Raw genomic sequence first — 18308 nt, 5'->3', positions numbered from 1 at the left:
ACTCCCACAGGGAATGCTCCTCTAACGTTAACGGATCATTTAAGCGTGAAACTGCTGGCCGTCCAGCACTTCAGGCACATAGCCGGCACGAATCACAAAATCTCCAAAATGTTCACCTTCATGACGTTCTCTCGCATACTGATGCACCATCGGCGTCAACGTATCCAAAATCTCCGTTTCACCAATATTTTCTTTGTAAAGCTTGTTTAGACGATGACCGGTAAAGCTGCCCCCGAGATACATATTGTATTTGCCCGGAGCCTTTCCGATAAATGAAATCTCGGCCAGCATCGGACGTGCGCATCCATTAGGGCAGCCCGTCATACGAATGACAATTTCCTCGTCTCTCAGTCCTGCTTCATCCAGAACGGGTTCCAACTTGTCGATCAGGGACGGAAGGTAACGCTCGGACTCTGCCATTGCCAAACCGCAGGTAGGAAGTGCCACACAAGCCATGGAACTCCTGCGCAGTGCCGAATAATGAGCACCATCCGTGAGATTATACTGCTCAATCAGCGCTTCGATCTTTTTCTTCTTCTGACTGCTGATATCCCCAATAATCAGGTTCTGGTTGGCTGTCAGGCGGAAATCTCCGCTATGAACCTTGGCTATTTCACGCAAACCCGTCATGAGCGGATAGCCATCAATGTCTTTTACCCGTCCATTTTGGATAAACAACGTATAATGCCATCTGCCATTGCTGCCTTTGACCCAGCCGTAACGATCTCCATTATGATCAAAATGGAAATCACGCGCGGCTTCCAGACTCCAGCCCAGGCGGTTCGTCAATTCCTCTACGAACCAGGCCAGCCCACGATCATCAATCGTATATTTAAAGCGAGCGTGCTTACGAACTGCACGATCACCATAGTCCCGCTGGATCGTGACCGTTTTTTCCGCAACATCAATCATTTGCTCCGGTGTGCAGAAGCCAATGACTTTGGACACTTGCGGATATGTCTTCGGATCTCCATGGGACATTCCCATGCCGCCGCCTACCGATACGTTAAAGCCCTGCAGCTTACCATTCTCCACGATCGCGATAAATCCGAGATCCTGTGAAAATACATCGACATCATTCGATGGCGGAACCGCAATCCCGATCTTGAACTTCCGCGGCAAGTACACTTTGCCGTAGATCGGCTCCACTTCCTCGTCACTGGACCCGGTATCAATCACTTTCTCTCCATCCAGCCACAGCTCATGATATGCCCGAGTGCGGGGATCCAGGTGATTGCTCACCTGACAAGCCCATTCGTATACCTCTGCATGCACATCCGACTGATTCGGGTTCGGGTTGCACATCACGTTCCGGTTAACGTCTCCACACGCCGCAAGTGTGCTCAGCAAGGAATCGTTTACTTCACGTATCGTATTTTTGAGATCCCACTTCAATACCCCATGGAGCTGGAAAGACTGGCGAGTAGTTAAACGAATCGTACCATTCGCATATTTATGAGCCACGCGGTCCATCATCAACCACTGCTCTGGTGTTACAATTCCGCCGGAAGCCCGGACGCGCAGCATGAACTGATAAGCAGGCTCCAGCTTCGACTTATTCCGCTCGTTGCGCAGGTCACGATCATCCTGCATATAGCTGCCGTGATGCTTCATGAGCCGGTTGTCATCCTCCGGAATCGAACCACTAATGCGATCAGCCAGCGTTTCGGTAAGACTGCCGCGCAAGTAATCACTCTTGATCTTTATATCTTCCACATCGCTGTTCGCGCGCTGCGGATTCAGTAAGTTATTATAAGCCATGCTGCTTTCTCCTCTCGTCTCTGCGGGATGCCTTGATCCGGGGTTACGGAATTAATACACGTCCCGCTGATAACGTTTTTCCTGTTGCAACCTCGTCAGATATTCCGATGCCTGTTCTGACGTCAAGCCGCCTTCTTGTTCAAGAATGGTAGCTAGTGCATTATGAACGTCATGCGCCATCTTTTTCTCGTCCCCGCAGACATAGATGACTGCGCCTTCCTGAAGCCACTGGTACAGCTCTTTGCTGTTTTCCAGCATCCGGTGCTGCACATATACCTTTTGCTCCGTGTCACGAGAGAAAGCTACATCCATTTTGGTAAGCACGCCGTCTTTGAGCCAGCGCTGCCATTCCGTCTGGTAGAGAAAATCCGTCAAGAAGTGCTGATCACCATAGAAAAGCCACGTTTTTCCTTCGGCTCCCGTTTCTTCACGCTCTCCCAGGAACGATCTGAACGGTGCCACACCTGTTCCCGGTCCAATCATGATGATTGGTGCATCCGGGTTCTCCGGCAACTTGAAGTTCGGATTGTGCTGAATATAGATTGGCAGGCTGTCCCCTGCTTCAACACGCTCAGCCAGATGAACCGAGCATACGCCGTAACGCTCTCTTCCCCGCGCTTCGTAGCGTACCGTGCGCACTGTGAGGTGCACTTCATCCGGGAACGATTTGGAACTGCTGGCGATCGAGTACAGTCTTGCAGGGATTTTACGAAGTCCCGCAACAAACTCTGCTGCCGGAATGCCTCTAAGACTATAATCCTGTACCAGATCCAGCAGGTCGCAGCTGTTCATTACTTTGCGGAATTCGGCGTCATTTGCCAACAAATTCGTCAGTCCGCTGCCTGGGCTAAGCTTCGCGAGCTGCTCTACCACCGGTTTGGTCACAGCCGTAATTTCGAAGTAGCGCAGTAATGCTTCACGTACCGATACCTGCTCTCCGGATTTGTTCACCGTTACACGCTCATCGGCATTCCAATCCATGGCCGCAATCAGCTCATCCACAAGGCGTGGATGATTTTCCGGAAAGACGCCCAGGCTGTCACCTGGTTCGTAGTCCAGATTGGAACCTTCCAAAGACAATTCGATATGACGCGTCTCCCGGTCCGATCCCCTGCCGTTCAGGTTAAGATTCTCCAATACCTCTGCCTTAAATGGATTGGTCCGGTTGTACTCGGATTCCCCGCTGCTTACCGCAGCAACAACGGCTTCACTGGATACCGTACCCGCTGTCGCTGGCGTACTGCTGAGCGAAGCCAGCACATCATTCATCCATTCGGCAGCCGCTTCATCAAAATCAACGTCACAATCCACACGCGGAACGATCGCCGTACCGCCAAGCTCCTGCAAGCGTTGATCGAAGTCCTTGCCGGTCTGGCAGAAAAACTCATATGAAGTGTCTCCGAGCGCAAGCACGGAGTATTTTAATCCATCCAGCTTCGGAGCGCGTTTGCTGTTCAGGAATTCATGAAGCGGAATCGCATTATCCGGCGGCTCGCCTTCTCCATGAGTGCTGACAATAATGAGAAGATTCTCAATTTTTTTCAGTCCGTTCGGTTTGAAATCTCCCATGGCGGACAAGGTCACCTGAAGACCCTGCTCTTCCAGCTTCTTGGCCAGCTTCTTGGATAGTCCGCTGGAATTTCCAGTTTGGGATCCGTAGAGCACCGTAACTTCGCGGGAAACCGGAGGTACACTAACAGCAGATATTGTCTCTGCTTGTACGTTTTGTGCTGCACCTGCTCCGGCCGCTACCGCTGAAATCCCCTGAATTGCTGTCAAATATCCGCTAAGCCATGTCTTTTGTCCAGAGTTCAATGTAGGAATAAGACGATTGAGCAGTTCAACCTGTTCCTGATTAAAAGGGCTGTTTGTCACTTGAAGTTCCACTATTTGCCACCTCGCGCATTGCTTCAATTTTAATTCCTACTAAAATGATCATATTAATTTCTACTACTTAGAACCTAACACACGGGGTGTTAGGGGTCAATTTCAATGATTTTATAACATTTATCAGTTTCGCTGATAAAGGACAAAAAACAAAAAAAAACCATCCTCATTCATCAAGGACGGTTTCATTTTTCGTTGTCATCCATTTAGGGGCGAAGTCGGTACATAATCGCTGAAATGGTTTTCGAGCACTTTGTTTTTATCTCCGTATACCCTGTCCAAATGGTTTTCTCCCCATAAGCAGATGCGATCAATGATCTCCTGAAGCGTTAAGCCATACTCGCTGATTTCATACTCTACCTTGGGAGGAATCTGGTTTATTCGGTGAATAATACCATTCCTTTCGAGTTCCCGCAGCTGCTGGGTAAGCACTTTCTGGGTGATCGCTGGAATCGCCCTGCGCAGCTCACTTGTTCGTTTCCTGCCTGAAATCAGCTGATGTAGAATGAGGATTCTCCACTTGCCTCCAACCAATTCCAGCATCGCCTGCACGCCACTCTCGTATTTTTTAATTTCTGCTTCCATCGGAATTCCCCCCTGAAGATACGGCCTTATCCGTTATAAAAAGTAATCGAAGAACCTCAAGGTATCTACAGCACTTGAAGGTGCGTACTTCTCAATAACACGCCATGAAACTTATAATAACACTTGTCAAAATGTTACTTCAAAAAATATGGAATAGGAAGGTCACTCAATCATGAAAGTTAAACTGGTCGTTGCTCATCCAAGACAGAATTCCCTGACGTTCGCTGTTATGAATCGTTTTATAGATGGTATGAAGGAGAATCATCACGAAATCGATATCCTTGATCTGTATCATGATGGATTTGATCCGTTGTACAGTTTAGAAGATGAACGGGATTGGCAAAATCCCAATAAGCAGCACGCCCCTGTGATTCGAAAAGAATTGGATCGTGTCCTTGCAGCTGACGCAATAGTGCTTGGTGGTACAATATGCCTTCCATGCTCAAAGCCTATCTGGATAAAGTATGGAACATGGGTCTGCTAAACAGAGTAAATTCCAAAAAGGTACTCTAGATCGCGTTGGCTGGCGGTACGGAGGCCTCATTCCAGAAATACGATTATTACAACATGATTACAAATTATTTGAATAACGGAATCGCTGGTTATGCAAGAATGCAAGAATCCCGAGTAGAGTTCCTATACGAAACCATATCGGAATCCAAAGCGCATATCGAAGGTTTGCTGGAGCGAGCGTATCAGATCGGCAAATATTACAATTAATTGTTGCTGCGCAAAAAGACAGCGTCCATTTTTCCATGGCACGCTGTCTTCTTTTTGTCCTTATGTTTCATACGATGCAGGATTCGACATTAAAATACTTTGGTTGTCCATGATTCGCAGTTCCATGTCTCCGTCACGACATCACGATAGAATTCCGGTTCGTGCGAGATCAGCAGAATGCTGCCTTTGTAGGCTTTGAGCGCACGTTTCAACTCATCCTTGGCATCCACGTCAAGATGGTTCGTCGGCTCATCGAGTACAAGCAGGTTCGTTTCGTTGTTGATCAGTTTGCAGAGACGCACTTTGGCCTTCTCTCCCCCGCTCAGTACTGCTACCTTGCTCTCAATGTGCTTCGTAGTCAGTCCGCATTTTGCGAGTGCAGCACGCACCTCGAATTGCGTGTAGGACGGGAACTCCTGCCAGATCTCTTCGATACAGGTATTGTAGTTGGCATCCTTCATCTCCTGTTGGAAGTAACCGATCTCGAGATGCTCTCCACGCTGAACCGTTCCTTCCAAGGCAGGAATTTCACCCAGAATGCTGCGCATCAAGGTCGTTTTACCGATACCGTTCGCACCTACGAGTGCGATCTTCTGACCTCGCTCCATACGCAGATCGAGCGGTCTGGACAACGGCTCATTGTATCCAATCACTAGACCTTTGGTTTCAAAAATAAGCTTGCCGGACGTTCTTGCATCCCGGAAGTTGAACTGCGGCTTCGGCTTCTCCTTCGCGAGTTCAATGACATCCATTTTGTCGAGCTTCTTCTGTCTGGACATCGCCATGTTGCGTGTCGCCACACTGGCCTTATTACGTGCAACAAAATCCTTAAGATCAGCAATTTCCTGCTGCTGGCGCTTGTAGGCCGACTCCAACTGCTGCTTTTTCATTTCATATACTTCCTGGAAGTGATCATAATCGCCCACGTAGCGGGTCAGATCCTGATTTTCCATGTGATAGATCAAGTTGATTACGCTGTTCAGGAATGGAATATCATGTGAAATGAGAATAAAGGCATTCTCATATTCCTGCAAATAGCGCTTCAGCCATTCGATGTGCTGTTCATCCAGATAGTTCGTCGGCTCATCGAGGAGCAGAATATCCGGTTTTTCAAGCAGCAGCTTGGCCAGCAGAACTTTGGTCCGTTGACCTCCACTCAGGTCATTAACGTCCTTGTCGAGACCGATATCCGTGAGGCCCAGACCGCGTGCTGTCTCGTCCACTTTGGCATCGATCATGTAAAAGTCCTGGTTGGTCAGCGTATCCTGAATGGTTCCAACGTCCTCAAGCAGCTGCTCCAATTCCTCTGGAGTAACATCCCCCATCTTGCCATACATCTCGTTCATTTCCTGCTCCATGTCGAACAGGTATTGGAACGCACTGCGCAGGATATCACGGATCGATTGTCCCTTGTTCAGTACGGCGTGCTGATCGAGATATCCCACACGCATCCGTTTGGACCACTCGACTTTGCCCTCATCCGGCTGCAGTTTGCCCGTAATAATGTTCATGAAGGTGGATTTACCTTCACCATTGGCTCCGATCAGTCCAATGTGCTCGCCCTTCAACAGGCGGAAAGAAACGTCGTTAAAGATAGCACGGTCACCAAAACCGTGGCTTAATTTTTCCACATTTAATATGCTCATTCATGACACCTTTTCTATATAGACTTCATTCTTGTATATTATAATCAATATATCATGCACAACTCAACGCCATATTTGCCTTATATGCATGAATCGGTTAAAATTTGGCCTTAAACTACTACAGAACGGAGCTCTCTCAGACGAGCATCAGGTGAACATTATGATTGAAGTAAAACAATCCAAATTGGGTGATGGCGAGTTTAATCGGGGGGTATTTGCCACAGTGGATATTCCCAAAGGCCAGTTGATCCATCAGGCCCCGGTTGTACCTTATCCCAACGAAGATCACGAACATGTGGAAAAAACAATCCTGGAGGATTACGTATTCGAATATGGTGCCAATCATACTGCCATTTTGCTGGGTTACGGCAGCTTGATCAATCATTCGTATGAACCGAACGCCACCTATGATATCAACTTTGAAAATCATACCTTTGATTTCTATGCTTACAAGGATATCAAAGCAGGCGAAGAGGTCCTGATTAATTACAATGGCGAAGAAGACAATATGGACCCGTTATGGTTTTTGGATGATTATGAAGAACGTATGCGTGAGCTGAACGAAGCAGACGAACGTAACGATGAAAATGGTGAAGACAACGAGTCAAGTTCAAAAGATGCATAACGCAAACAAGCAAGTCTTCCATCACGGAGGACCTGCTTGTTTTTTTGTGGAATAAATTAGTCCACTTGTCCTGAGCATTCTCAATCATAAATGGGTGGATCTGCGTGCAGGTCCTCATCGGGTGCGGTTGTTCTCCACTGCGTAAATGCGACTTCAAACCCAGCTCGCTTGGGTGAACACAGAAACGGCCCCGCCTGTTTGTTCGTCGGATACGCGAAACGCGCAACCCGAATCGTCCGCCAGGGATGTTCATCCGTACGTGCTCGAATGACTACCGCTTCATTGTGGTAAGAGGCTCGAATGGTAACCAACCGTTCACCCCACTCCGGGATTGGAGATAGTGACCAGTCAGAGAATTGATCTGTTACCACAGCACCGATATGCACCACCCCGTCGTTCACTTCCACCCCGGCCTTGATCCATTGTTCCTTGCTGTGCCAGAGCATCAAGCCTGCCTGATCATATAATTCAGTGAATGAACTCAGATCAAATGTTACTTCAACCGCTTTACTTTCGTCCCATGGGGCCAGCAGGGCATGTCCATTCTGATGACAGAATCCGTAGAACGTTTTCTCCCAAAAGTCACTGCCTTCCTGTGCTTGCACGATGAACCGCTCACCCTCTGTTCGGGTAGCAACCGGTTCAGTAGTCCATCTGGCATCGGATGAACCAAGAAAATGCGCTGCTGACATGTGTTCAACATCCTTCCATCATCAATGTCTTCAAGAATCGATCATTACTCTTTATTCGCTAATCATCTAGTTCATAAAATCACTTATCCTCGTTTCCATACGTTTAAAGCAAGGAGCCCAGGTCCGAAGCAGCTGTAGGATATGCGAAATTCATCGTGTTCAGCTGATCTGTTGTGATCCCGAACTGAATCGCCATCGCAAACAGATTAATCAGCTCTTCGGTCTCGCTGCCGATTACATGTGCACCAAGGATGCGTCCTGTAGCGTTGTCGATCACAACTTTGGCCATGGCATATTTTTCATTTGTCCGTTTATAAGTATACCATTTCGACATGTCATTTACTTTCACTTCGTAACCTTCCTTCTCGGCTTGCTCAACATTGAGACCAACAGAGCCAATGGATGGCACGGTAAACACGATGGAAGGCATGACTTTATAATTCGGTTGAACATGGTTTCCCTTCAGCAAATTTGAGGCTACAGCCCGTGATTCCTGACCTGCCAGAGGCGTAAGAGGAAGACCTTTCGTCGCGGCGACGTCACCGGCTGCATATACTTTGGGATTGCTGGTGCTTTGCAAATATTCATTCACAATAATACCGTTCTTACTATAGCTGACCTTTCCCTTTTCCAGTTCCAAGCCCTCGACGTTCGGGATACGCCCTGCTCCATGCACGACTTGGCCGCACTGCCACTGATGATCTGCCCCATTCCGGGTTCCGCTGACCATGTAGGTCTCCCCCTGCTTTCGAATGGACTTCACTTCGGCGTTCAGGTGAACATGTATGCCAATCTCTTCGGATTTCTGAACCAGCAAGTCGACGAGATCCTTATCAAACTGCTCCAGCGGCCGTTCGCCACGGTGAATGATGTGTACTTCGCTCCCCGCTCTTGCGGCAATGTGAGCAAATTCAAACGCGATGTACCCCCCGCCCACCAACACCAGTTGATCGGGAAGCTGCTCCATATCCAGGAAATCATCACTGTAAAGGAGATGCTCTGCACCTTCAATGGAAAGTGGCGCGGGCTGCGCACCCGTTGCTATCAGAATGTGTTTGCCACGAAGTAATTCATCACCCACACGAATGTGATCTTCATCAACAAAAGAAGCCTTGCCATGGAATGTATCCATCCCGGCCTGTTTGAATTTATCCTCGCTCGCTCTCGGAATACTTGCAGTAAATGTACGTTTAAAGTTCATCAGTTCAGGCCAGTTCATGGTCGTCTTGCCCTGAGTGCCCTTCCCCAGCATTCGCTCATTCCGGTCGATGAGTTCAGCAGCTCCGGCCAACACTTTTTTGGGATCGCATCCTCGCAAGGCACAAGTTCCGCCAAACTCACGCTCATCAATGACGGCTATCTTCCATCCGGCTTCAGCGCAGCGGGATACAACTGAACTCGCTGCACTTCCGGTACCTATTGAAATTAGATCATATAATGGTGTCATGACTAGTTCCTCCTCTTCCTTTTCCCAACATATAAAATCTATAACAAACCTGCCTTCTGCAAATAGTCAGATGCTACCTGCTTCGGACGGGCTCCATTCACATTCACCTCATAATTCATCTGACGCATCTCATCATCTGTAATGCGTCCGGCCAGCTGATTCAGTACCTCGATCAGTTGCGGATACGCATCTGCTGTCTCCTTGCGAAGCATCGGTGCTCCCTGATATGGAGGGAAGAGCTCCTGATCATCTTCCAGCACCACGAGATTATATTGCCTCAGCTCACTGTCGGTAGAATAAGCATCAACCAGGTTAATATCACCTCGCTGAACAGCACTATATCGCAGTTTGGGTTCCATCGTGGCTACGTTCGGAAACCGAATACCATACTTTTTCTGTATCCCGAGATAACCGTCCTCGCGATCTGAAAATTCCAGTGTAAATCCAGCTTTCATCTGCTGCTGAACCGACTGGAGATCAGATATGCTTTTCAAATTAAACTGGTCGGCAACCTTTTGCGGGACAGCCAGCGTGTACGTATTGTTGTATTCCATCGGGTCCAAAAGCACCATATCAAACTGGCTTAGCATTCCGTCCCTTGCCTGTTCAAAGACTTCCGTGCGATCCGTACTGACGGCCGTTTCTTTCATGAATTCCGATATGGCCGTACCTGTAAATTCGGGATAGATATCGATGTCACCGGATTTTAAGGCATTGAACAGAAACGGGGTCTTCCCCAATCCCGGCTTTAATTCAACGCTGAGATCCGTATCTTTTTCAATCATCAGCTTGTACATGTTAATCAAAATCTCCGGCTCTGCGCCCAGCTTGCCTGCAATGACCAGATCCTTCTGACCACCACGGAACAGCAGCGGAATGGTGATCACAAGTACGGCGGCCAGTGCCAGTGCACCAAGAGTACCAAGCGTTTTGCGGAAGGACAGCCGCTGGAATTGCCGGAGCAGGACATCGAACAAAATTGCCAGCAATGCCGCAGGTATCGCCCCCAAAATAATGAGCGCAGTATCATTCCGATCGATACCGAGCAAAATCAGATCACCGAGGCCGCCTGCGCCTATTAATGCCGCTAAGGTGGCTGTCCCCACGATGAGAACCATGGCCGTCCGAATTCCTGCCATAATGACAGGCATGGCGAGCGGCAGTTCCACTTTGCTTAGACGCTGACGACTGTTCATGCCCATCGCATTGGCAGCCTCGACCATTGAAGGATCCACCTCGGTTATGCCCGTGTATGTATTGCGAAGTACCGGAAGCAGTGCATATACCACGAGCGCAATAATTGCTGGAACCGTACCGATGCCAAACAGCGGAATAAGCAGCCCGAGAAGGGCCAGCGAAGGAATGGTCTGCAAGACTGCGGTGACACCGATGATTGGTTCAGCAACTCTGGGCTTTCTCGTTAGATAAATGCCGAGTGGAATCGCAATCAGTACCGCGAAGAATAAGGCAATAAACGAAATCTGGATATGCTCCAGAAGAGCTGACAACAGCTGTCCTTTCCGCTCACTGAACACCTCGGAGAACCTACTCATGACCATCACCTCGCTCCTGCTGCAGCTGACCGGACCAGTACCGCAGCAGATCCGTTCTGCTCACCTGACCTACAATCTGGTGGTTTTTCTCCACCAGCAAGGTGTCGTAGGCATCCATGACATCTAATAAATCGGTCAGTGTGATGGAAACCGGAACAGCCGTCTTGGCAGACTTGGGTACATGGCCCGGTGCCAGGGGGACCATGATCGCTTCAAGATCAAAAACCATCTGATCATCGGAAGCAAAGTGTGAAGTATGATCTTGATTCACATCTATGTCAGGACCTCCAACAAAATCTCGTACAAATTCATCGGCAGGCTTCTGTACCAGCTCTTCAGGTGTGCCCACCTGTAATACTTGTCCATCCTTCATAATGCAGATGCGATCGCCCAGCTTCATGGCTTCCTGTATGTCATGGGTGACAAACACAATGGTTTTCTTCATCTGACGCTGAATTTCCAGAATATCGTCCTGCAATTTCTCCCGGCTCATCGGGTCCAGAGCACTGAATGGTTCATCCATCAGTACAATCTCCGGGTCTGCCGCAAGTGCCCGCAGTACGCCGATTCTTTGCTGCTGTCCGCCGGACAGTTCCCCTGGTTTGCGATCACCGTAGGTTTCTCCATTCAGTCCCACCATGTCGAGCAAGCTATGTACACGATCATGAATCTGTACTGATTTCCATTTTCTTAGTTCGGGAACAACCGCAATATTTTCGGCGATCGTCATGTGTGGAAATAGGGCAATCTGCTGCAGTACATATCCAATGTTCCAGCGTAACTCGTGAATGTTATATTCATCGATTGGCCGCTCATTAATACGTACCGTTCCATCCGTTCGCTCAATCAGGCGATTTATCATTTTGAGCATCGTCGTTTTGCCGCAGCCGCTCGGGCCAATCATGACAAAGAGCTCGCCTTTGTTGATTTTGAGATTGACCTGACGGAGTGCATGTGTCCCATCAGGGTATTGCTTGGATACATTTTCGAATTGAATCATCCGTACTCTTCTCTCCTTTATCAACAACCTTTCATTCTCATCTATTTCCCCAAAAGCACAACCCTATAATCACCACTATAGACATTGGGCTCTTCTGTTCATATGACGCCAGATATACGAGAATTTCTGCAAAATGTTGATAGATCAGCAAAAAAGACGGGCCACAGGGCACCGTCCTATTTGCTGATATTGGAATGTTTCCTGTATTTCATTTCTGCTTCATTTCACAGGAACTTTGATTAATTGCTCCAGTGCAATCGGGTCCCGGCCCGTCACTTTTTTCACTGTATCCGTCGTTTGGTCCTCACTTCCTTCTTCCCGGATCCGTCTATCCAATCCGGCAAGGAGAGCAGCATAGTCACCCGGCATTCCTGCGTCTACCATGCTTTGGGTAAGTGCTTCATCTGAGAGCGGACGATACTGTATGGATTGCTCCATAACCCGACTGAATAAATCAGCGACCTGTCCATAGGTCAATGCTTCCGGGCCTGTAATGACATGTGCTGTATTATGAGGCACATCATCCGTGAGAGCGTGAAAAGCAACAGCTGCAATGTCATCCGCGCTGACAAAGCCAACTCTCCCATCGCCCGTAGCACTATAAATTTCTCTATGCTGCTCCATCGTGACCCGGTGTGGCCCCTCCGTAAAGTTTTCCATGAAGTAGGATGGCTGCAGCACAGCCCATTCGGGAGCAAGCTCCTTCAAAGCCTGATGCACCTTGCCAAAAACAGGACCATTTTCATCCACAGAAGCACTGCCAAGCAGCACAAATCGTTTCGCTCCTCCCCATAGGGCTTCCTTAATAAAAGGAATCATCACATTCTCCGGATTCATGTCCAGTACAGGTACAACGAGATATACATGATCCACATTTTTCAGTGCTGCTGCATAAGTGGATGGGTCGTACCAATCAAAGTGGACCTGGTGTTCGTCAGAATTTGAAGCGGGCTTGTTTCGGCTTGCGAGGCGAACCGGGTAATTTTGGTTCTGAAGCAATGCTGCAACGCGGCTGCCCGTCTTGCCGCTCGCTCCAGTTATCAGTGTTAGGGGTTTATCGTTAATCATGTGTATCTCCTCCTGAGTTTAGATGAATAGATATATTTTGCAAGTCAGGCTCACTCTGCCTCTAAAGACTCCAGTACAACCAAAGGATTCCAATAGTCCTTATAATGGGTGATCTTGCCGTTATGATGAGTGACAACCGATATGTAGGCTTGATGATATGGTTTGTTTGTAATCAACGATCGGCCTTTGCAAGTGAATTCGGCTACAAATTGATCCTGATCCTGTGCAACCATGATTACAGGTTCAGAAAACTCCTCGATCTCCATTTGTTCGAAAAGAGAATGGACATGCTTCGCAATTGCATCTTTTCCTTCCAAGAGCTGTGGGTACCCTGCCGGTGCGTATGGAAATTCAAAAACAGCATTGGTAGCAAACAGCTCCGTCCATTGATCCAGCTTTCCATCCAGTAACCATTGCGTAAATCCATGCATGATGCGATGTGCCGTGTTATTTTCCTTTTGTTCCATAGGACTTGTCATATCTTAATTCCTCCTTCAATCATTTTTAAGGACTTTTCCAGACTGATTAGTCTAAAATCGAGAAAAAATAAACGCCTTACGCGTTCATTCTCCAACACATGAATCTAATCCAAAACAATTCCCTTCATAGCCATGTGGACCGAATACAGCCGTTGCTTCAAGGAAAACAAGTTCTGTTCAAATTCCTTTGCTCTTCCCAAATTCCGTCCTCACCTCCCTCTGTATTGAGTATAGAATACATTTTCCAGACTGATCAGTCAAGAAAATATTTGAGTTGAGTTTCGAGCCAGGTGGTATAATGAAAAGAGACGCTGATTTTCTATCATTTACATTTCAGGATCATTTTCAACATATAAGGAGTGAACCATATGCATATTCAAATTACAGATCTGGCTGCGGCGAGATTAACCGAGAGCCTGAACGATCAACCTGGATATTTCAAAGTATTTTATGATACTGAAGGCTGTGGCTGTAACGGAATTCTGGTCATATTGATTGTGGATGAACCTGCAGCGCTGGATGAGCAGATCGAAACCAACCTGGTTCCGTTCTATGTTGACCCGAAGCAGCAGTTAAATCTTGAACAGCATATGAAACTGGATACGGAAGAAAACTATCCTTCCTTCACGTTAAGCAGTGATTCCGGTGTACTTAGCAGCAACGTCCGCGTTCGAGACACGCGTGCTGTGAATGCGGGTATTTCCGGTGCACCGGATGCGTGCATGCTGTAATCTTTTTTATTTTTTCCAAAGAATGATGAACAATTTCTGTTATTAAACGCAAAGACTCTGCGCACAGTGCAGAGTCTTTTTGTGTCCCATTTGGCTGAAACGCCCTAACATATGAATCTCGCAGAATTTGTTTACATCTCGGAAACAATTGGAGAACCTCTTGATATAATCCTCTAGTATACTCGGTATATAGAAAAGCATGTCTGGAATCTATCCGATGCAGCATGCGAGAGATTCATCAACCCCGAGGAGGATCATCATGAAATCATTCACACGTAAATCTATCGTATCCACGCTGCTCATAGGGTCTGTCATAGCAGGTGCTGCCTTCACTGCATTTCCCTTTATACCATCCATGACTCCAGTCGCTTTGGCTGCCAGCTCCAGCTTCACCCAATTTTTGCATGATAATGCACCCTCTCGCACCATTAAAACTAGCAGCAGCGGTCTTTCCACTGTAACGAATCTATCCAGCACTGTGGTTCTGGTGAATAAAAAGAGAAATCTGCCTTCTTCCTATGCACCGAAAGATTTGGTGGTACCCAACATTCCATTCAGCTTCTCCGGCTCCAGTCCGAAAAAGCAAATGCGCAAAGTCGCTGCTACCGCGATTGAAAAACTGTTTGCTGCAGCCAAAAAAGACGGCATTGATATCAAAGCCGTATCGGGTTACCGCTCGTATTCCACACAGAAATCCATTTTCAACCGGAATGCAAGTATCAAAGGTGAAGCTGTCGCCAACAAAACAAGTGCTCGACCTGGCCAAAGTGAACATCAGACCGGTCTTGCCATGGATATCTCCAGTGCATCGGTCCGCTATGATCTGCAGCAAAGCTTTGGCAATACCAAAGAAGGCAAATGGCTGAAAGCCAATGCCCACAAGTATGGATTCATCATTCGTTACGGCAAGGATCAGGAGAAGTTGACAGGATACTCCTATGAACCTTGGCATGTTCGTTACGTCGGAGTGTACATTGCAGGAGAAATTACCAGTCAGAAGCTTACCCTTGAACAATATCTGGAACGCGCAAAATAAACGACCATGTGCAATCACAAATAGAACACCATTCGGAGTCAGGGCCCGTAGGCGGGCCTTCTGCTCCAGCATTTTACCCAACTACTCCCAGACTTTCGGGTATCAAACTTTCGAAAAAACAGCCTTACATCAAAAACTGACAATCCTTTTGACAACGAGAGGCAGTCGCTTCAAACTTTCGGTTCCTGCCCATGAACCCGCTCCTGCCAGTATGGCATTATGGCACAAATAAAATGCCGCATGGTAGGCAAGCGTGCCTACGATGATTTCCATCACCAAAAATCGTTTCAGTGTGGAGGATTGGATGACATATACCTTGAACTCGTGATTCGAACTATCCCTTTTGAATCTGGTGATGAATGCCCTCATGAATCACCTCAACTGTTTTTATTTAAAGTTATGGTCGTTCAGTCTTGTCTTATTCAAAAATAATACTTACCAAAAGTAACTAAGCGTGTTATAGTCAGTCTATACTTTATACATAAGCGAGGTAACCACCATGAGTGAACTGGAGAAATTGGTCAAAAATCGTAGATCAGCCGTTATTTTTGAAGAAGGTATTGAAATCCCGGAATCGGACTTGCAGCAAATGTTCGCATTAAACAAATTTGCCCCATCTGCCTTTAACCTGCAGCATACCCACTATCTTGTCTTGACCGATCCTGCACAAAAAGAAAAAGCATATGAAGCTTCACAGCAATACAAAGTAAAAACAGCCTCGGCAGTCATCGTTGTCCTGGGGGATATCAAGGCTCACCACCACATCCGCACGATAAACGAAGGATTATTGCACTTGGGTGTGCTTAACCCGTTTGAATATGAACAGGAGTCCCAAAGTGTCTTCGATTTCTACGAATCCCGCGGCAGCGTGTTTCAGCGTGAGGACGCCATCCGAAATGCCAGTCTGTCGGCAATGCAGCTGATGTTGATTGCACAGGATATGGGATGGGATACGTGTCCGATGATTGGTTTTGATGCGGATGAATTGCAGAGCAGCCTGGATGTTCCGGAACATTACGTGCCTGTCATGATGATTACGATTGGTAAAAAGTCTGAAGCCAAACAGCGTCCACGCGGCTATCGGAAACCCATAAACGAGTATGTCAGCTTCAACAAAATGCATGCAGAGTAATTCATAACATATCAAACCAAGAAGGCCACGGTATTCCGTGGCCTTTTTACGTTTTCGTATTCCGTTACAAAAAGAATTATGTAATTTTTTTTATAACATGTTAACATCCAACTTGTAAGAAAATCCAATACAGAATGGAAGATAAAAATTGGAAATGATTATCGAACATTTCTTACCCTGCCAAATCGCTTATGTCAGGCAAGTGGGCCCTTACGGCCCTGCCAACGTTCAAGCCATGAACAAGTTAAAACAGTGGGCAAACGAGAAACAAATGCTCACGGAAGCTGCGGTTTTATTTGGCATACCACAGGATAACCCGACAACGACATCTCCGGAGAACTGCAGATATGATGCAGCTATTGTCCTCAATGAACCTGAATATTCCGATGATGATTCGATCGAGATGGGTGAGCTACCAGGCGGAGATTATCTGATCTGTAAAGTTAGACACACGGCAGAAGATGTCCAGCAGGCATGGAATGAAATTATCCCGCATTTGCAAAACAGCAGTTATGTCATCGATCACAAACCGGTATTGGAACGATATCAATGGGACCTCCTTGAACAGCACTATTGCGAAATATGCGTGCCTGTGAAGAAGGTCTAACGCGATAAAGCTGCACAAAAAAAGTGACTTCATCGTTGAAGTCACTTTCTCTCATCAATCTAGGTCAGATCATTAAAATGCCCAGTTACCTTTGCGGAACACCGGCTCAATCGTACCATCCTGCAGCTCGCCGTCAATGTCCAGTTCAGCCGACCCAATCATGAAGTCGACGTGTGTCAGACTCACATTACACTCATGTTTGAGCAATTCCTCGTTAGACATCGTTGTGCCGTCTTTCATGTTAAACGGATATGCGCTGCCTACCGCCAGGTGACAGGATGCATTTTCATCAATGCCGGTATTATAGAAAATACGATTCAGGTTCGAGATTGGAGAATCATGCGGCACCAATGCCACCTCACCAAGATAACGTGCTCCTTCATCCGTAGCAAACAGGTTTTTCAGATGCTCTTCACCGGATGCGGCTGTGAAAGCAACAACCTGACCGTTCTTGAACGTAATTCTCATCTGATCTACCAGCTGTCCGTTCAAGTTCAGGGGCATCGTACTGCTGACATAACCATTTACGCCGCTGCGCTTCGGCATGGTGAACACTTCTTCGGTTGGCATATTGGCAACAGTGTACACGCCTGCCTTGTTCTCACTTCCGCCGCCACCCCAGATGTGATTCTCTACCAGCTCAATTTTTAGATCCGTTCCCGGTGCACGGTAGTGCAAGCTTTTATAATTTTTCTGATTCAATTGATCACTCTTCGTGTTCAGGGTATCCAGATGCTGTCTCCAGTTCTCGATGGCATCTCCGCCGTCCACACGATTCATTTTGAAGATTGTATCCCACATCACATGAATGCGATCTTCCTCAGGAATATCCGCAAACACCTTATTCGCCCATGCCTTCGTCGGCGCTTTGATCAGACACCAGCTGATCTCGTGGTTGCGTGTATATTTTGAATAGCCGCGACGTGCTTGAGCAGCCGCCTTGGTCGCACGGGAAACTTTGTCCGAGTCGATGCCGTTGTACAAATCCGGGTCGGGCACTTTAATCGTCAAGGTTGCACCGCCTGCTTCTGCAAATCTCTCCATCATGTCGCCTTTCCATGCGGGATAGTAGTCGAAGCTGTCATCAGAACCTTGCTGGAAACGACTTCGTGTAATTTGATCGTCCTCGAAATCGACCTGTACGTACTTTGCCCCGGCAGCGTATGCCTTTGCGACGATCAGGCGGGTAAATTCAAGCGTTTCGATGGGCGCTGTGACGAGCAGATCCTGCCCTTTTTGAATGTTTACGCCCACTTTTACCACCAGTTCTGCATATTGCTCCAACGATTTCTCAAACGTTTGCTCAAAATTGCTCATAGGTCGATTCACTCCTGGTTCA

18 protein-coding genes and 1 pseudogene are annotated in these 18308 nt (G+C 47.4%); 7 read left to right on the top strand and 12 right to left on the bottom strand.

What is annotated here, in order from left to right; all coding sequences use genetic code 11:
• Positions 1 to 39 precede the first annotated feature (39 nt).
• The 3 genes from cysI to HP552_RS15565 all read right to left on the bottom strand — a co-directional run bounded on the left by cysI (position 40) and on the right by HP552_RS15565 (position 4233).
• Positions 40 to 1761 (bottom strand): assimilatory sulfite reductase (NADPH) hemoprotein subunit, encoded by a 1722-nt coding sequence (gene cysI / locus HP552_RS15575; RefSeq protein WP_175396331.1) that lies wholly within the window; start codon positions 1759 to 1761, stop codon positions 40 to 42.
• Positions 1762 to 1812: 51 nt separating this feature from the next.
• Positions 1813 to 3648 (bottom strand): assimilatory sulfite reductase (NADPH) flavoprotein subunit, encoded by a 1836-nt coding sequence (locus tag HP552_RS15570; RefSeq protein WP_175396330.1) that lies wholly within the window; start codon positions 3646 to 3648, stop codon positions 1813 to 1815.
• A 198-nt stretch (positions 3649 to 3846) separates the two neighbouring features.
• Positions 3847 to 4233: a winged helix-turn-helix transcriptional regulator gene (locus HP552_RS15565; protein ID WP_175396329.1), complete on the bottom strand. Its 387-nt coding sequence runs from the start codon at positions 4231 to 4233 to the stop codon at positions 3847 to 3849.
• Between the two features lie 172 nt (positions 4234 to 4405).
• On the opposite strand from HP552_RS15565, the pseudogene HP552_RS35025 reads away from it, so the two are divergent.
• Together HP552_RS35025 and HP552_RS35020 are read left to right on the top strand one after the other, a co-directional pair.
• A pseudogene (locus HP552_RS35025) lies at positions 4406 to 4746 on the top strand (NAD(P)H-dependent oxidoreductase).
• Positions 4747 to 4752: 6 nt separating this feature from the next.
• Complete coding sequence (locus HP552_RS35020) at positions 4753 to 4953, top strand: NADPH-dependent FMN reductase family protein (protein WP_246310904.1); 201 nt, start codon at positions 4753 to 4755, stop codon at positions 4951 to 4953.
• Between the two features lie 89 nt (positions 4954 to 5042).
• Here HP552_RS35020 and HP552_RS15555 read toward each other — a convergent pair whose 3' ends face one another.
• A complete protein-coding gene (locus HP552_RS15555; RefSeq protein WP_095287476.1) occupies positions 5043 to 6599 on the bottom strand; it encodes an ABC-F family ATP-binding cassette domain-containing protein in 1557 nt (518 codons plus the stop codon).
• A 160-nt stretch (positions 6600 to 6759) separates the two neighbouring features.
• Between HP552_RS15555 and HP552_RS15550 the strand changes: the two genes are divergently transcribed.
• On the top strand, positions 6760 to 7224 hold the full coding sequence (locus tag HP552_RS15550) for an SET domain-containing protein (RefSeq protein ID WP_175396328.1): 465 nt from the start codon (positions 6760 to 6762) through the stop codon (positions 7222 to 7224).
• An 80-nt stretch (positions 7225 to 7304) separates the two neighbouring features.
• Here the strand turns inward: HP552_RS15550 and HP552_RS15545 are convergent, their stop codons facing one another.
• From HP552_RS15545 to HP552_RS15520, 6 genes are all read right to left on the bottom strand, one after another.
• A complete protein-coding gene (locus HP552_RS15545; protein ID WP_175396327.1) occupies positions 7305 to 7916 on the bottom strand; it encodes a DUF1349 domain-containing protein in 612 nt (203 codons plus the stop codon).
• Between the two features lie 103 nt (positions 7917 to 8019).
• The gene (locus tag HP552_RS15540) at positions 8020 to 9363 is read right to left on the bottom strand and encodes a dihydrolipoyl dehydrogenase family protein (RefSeq protein ID WP_175396326.1); all 1344 of its coding nucleotides are present in this window, start codon (positions 9361 to 9363) and stop codon (positions 8020 to 8022) included.
• Positions 9364 to 9401: 38 nt separating this feature from the next.
• On the bottom strand, positions 9402 to 10916 hold the full coding sequence (gene opuFB, locus HP552_RS15535; RefSeq protein ID WP_175396325.1) for an osmoprotectant update ABC transporter permease/substrate-binding subunit OpuFB: 1515 nt from the start codon (positions 10914 to 10916) through the stop codon (positions 9402 to 9404).
• The gene (locus tag HP552_RS15530; protein WP_175396324.1) at positions 10909 to 11916 is read right to left on the bottom strand and encodes an ABC transporter ATP-binding protein; all 1008 of its coding nucleotides are present in this window, start codon (positions 11914 to 11916) and stop codon (positions 10909 to 10911) included. The genes opuFB and HP552_RS15530 overlap by 8 nt, the downstream gene beginning before the upstream one ends.
• A gap of 219 nt (positions 11917 to 12135) precedes the next feature.
• The gene (locus tag HP552_RS15525; protein ID WP_175396414.1) at positions 12136 to 12981 is read right to left on the bottom strand and encodes an NmrA family NAD(P)-binding protein; all 846 of its coding nucleotides are present in this window, start codon (positions 12979 to 12981) and stop codon (positions 12136 to 12138) included.
• 53 nt (positions 12982 to 13034) lie between these two features.
• Complete coding sequence (locus HP552_RS15520) at positions 13035 to 13463, bottom strand: nuclear transport factor 2 family protein (RefSeq protein WP_175396323.1); 429 nt, start codon at positions 13461 to 13463, stop codon at positions 13035 to 13037.
• A gap of 368 nt (positions 13464 to 13831) precedes the next feature.
• Here HP552_RS15520 and HP552_RS15515 point away from each other — a divergent pair, with 368 nt between their 5' ends.
• Entirely contained in the window at positions 13832 to 14194 is a 363-nt protein-coding gene (locus tag HP552_RS15515; protein WP_175396322.1) for an iron-sulfur cluster biosynthesis family protein, read from the top strand.
• A 259-nt stretch (positions 14195 to 14453) separates the two neighbouring features.
• Positions 14454 to 15230, top strand: coding sequence for a M15 family metallopeptidase (locus HP552_RS15510; RefSeq protein ID WP_175396321.1), 777 nt, complete (start codon positions 14454 to 14456; stop codon positions 15228 to 15230).
• Positions 15231 to 15359: 129 nt separating this feature from the next.
• Here the strand turns inward: HP552_RS15510 and HP552_RS15505 are convergent, their stop codons facing one another.
• Complete coding sequence (locus HP552_RS15505) at positions 15360 to 15599, bottom strand: hypothetical protein (RefSeq protein ID WP_175396320.1); 240 nt, start codon at positions 15597 to 15599, stop codon at positions 15360 to 15362.
• A 130-nt stretch (positions 15600 to 15729) separates the two neighbouring features.
• Between HP552_RS15505 and HP552_RS15500 the strand changes: the two genes are divergently transcribed.
• Together HP552_RS15500 and HP552_RS15495 are read left to right on the top strand one after the other, a co-directional pair.
• Positions 15730 to 16362: a nitroreductase family protein gene (locus tag HP552_RS15500; protein ID WP_175396319.1), complete on the top strand. Its 633-nt coding sequence runs from the start codon at positions 15730 to 15732 to the stop codon at positions 16360 to 16362.
• A gap of 154 nt (positions 16363 to 16516) precedes the next feature.
• Positions 16517 to 16969 (top strand): AraC family transcriptional regulator, encoded by a 453-nt coding sequence (locus tag HP552_RS15495; protein WP_175396413.1) that lies wholly within the window; start codon positions 16517 to 16519, stop codon positions 16967 to 16969.
• 72 nt (positions 16970 to 17041) lie between these two features.
• Here HP552_RS15495 and HP552_RS15490 read toward each other — a convergent pair whose 3' ends face one another.
• The gene (locus tag HP552_RS15490; protein WP_175396318.1) at positions 17042 to 18286 is read right to left on the bottom strand and encodes an aminopeptidase; all 1245 of its coding nucleotides are present in this window, start codon (positions 18284 to 18286) and stop codon (positions 17042 to 17044) included.
• Positions 18287 to 18308 lie beyond the last annotated feature (22 nt).

The sequence above is a fragment of the Paenibacillus xylanilyticus genome (assembly GCF_013359935.1).
Lineage (GTDB): Bacteria > Bacillota > Bacilli > Paenibacillales > Paenibacillaceae > Paenibacillus > Paenibacillus xylanilyticus.
This window is presented reverse-complemented; position numbering and strand designations above follow the sequence as displayed.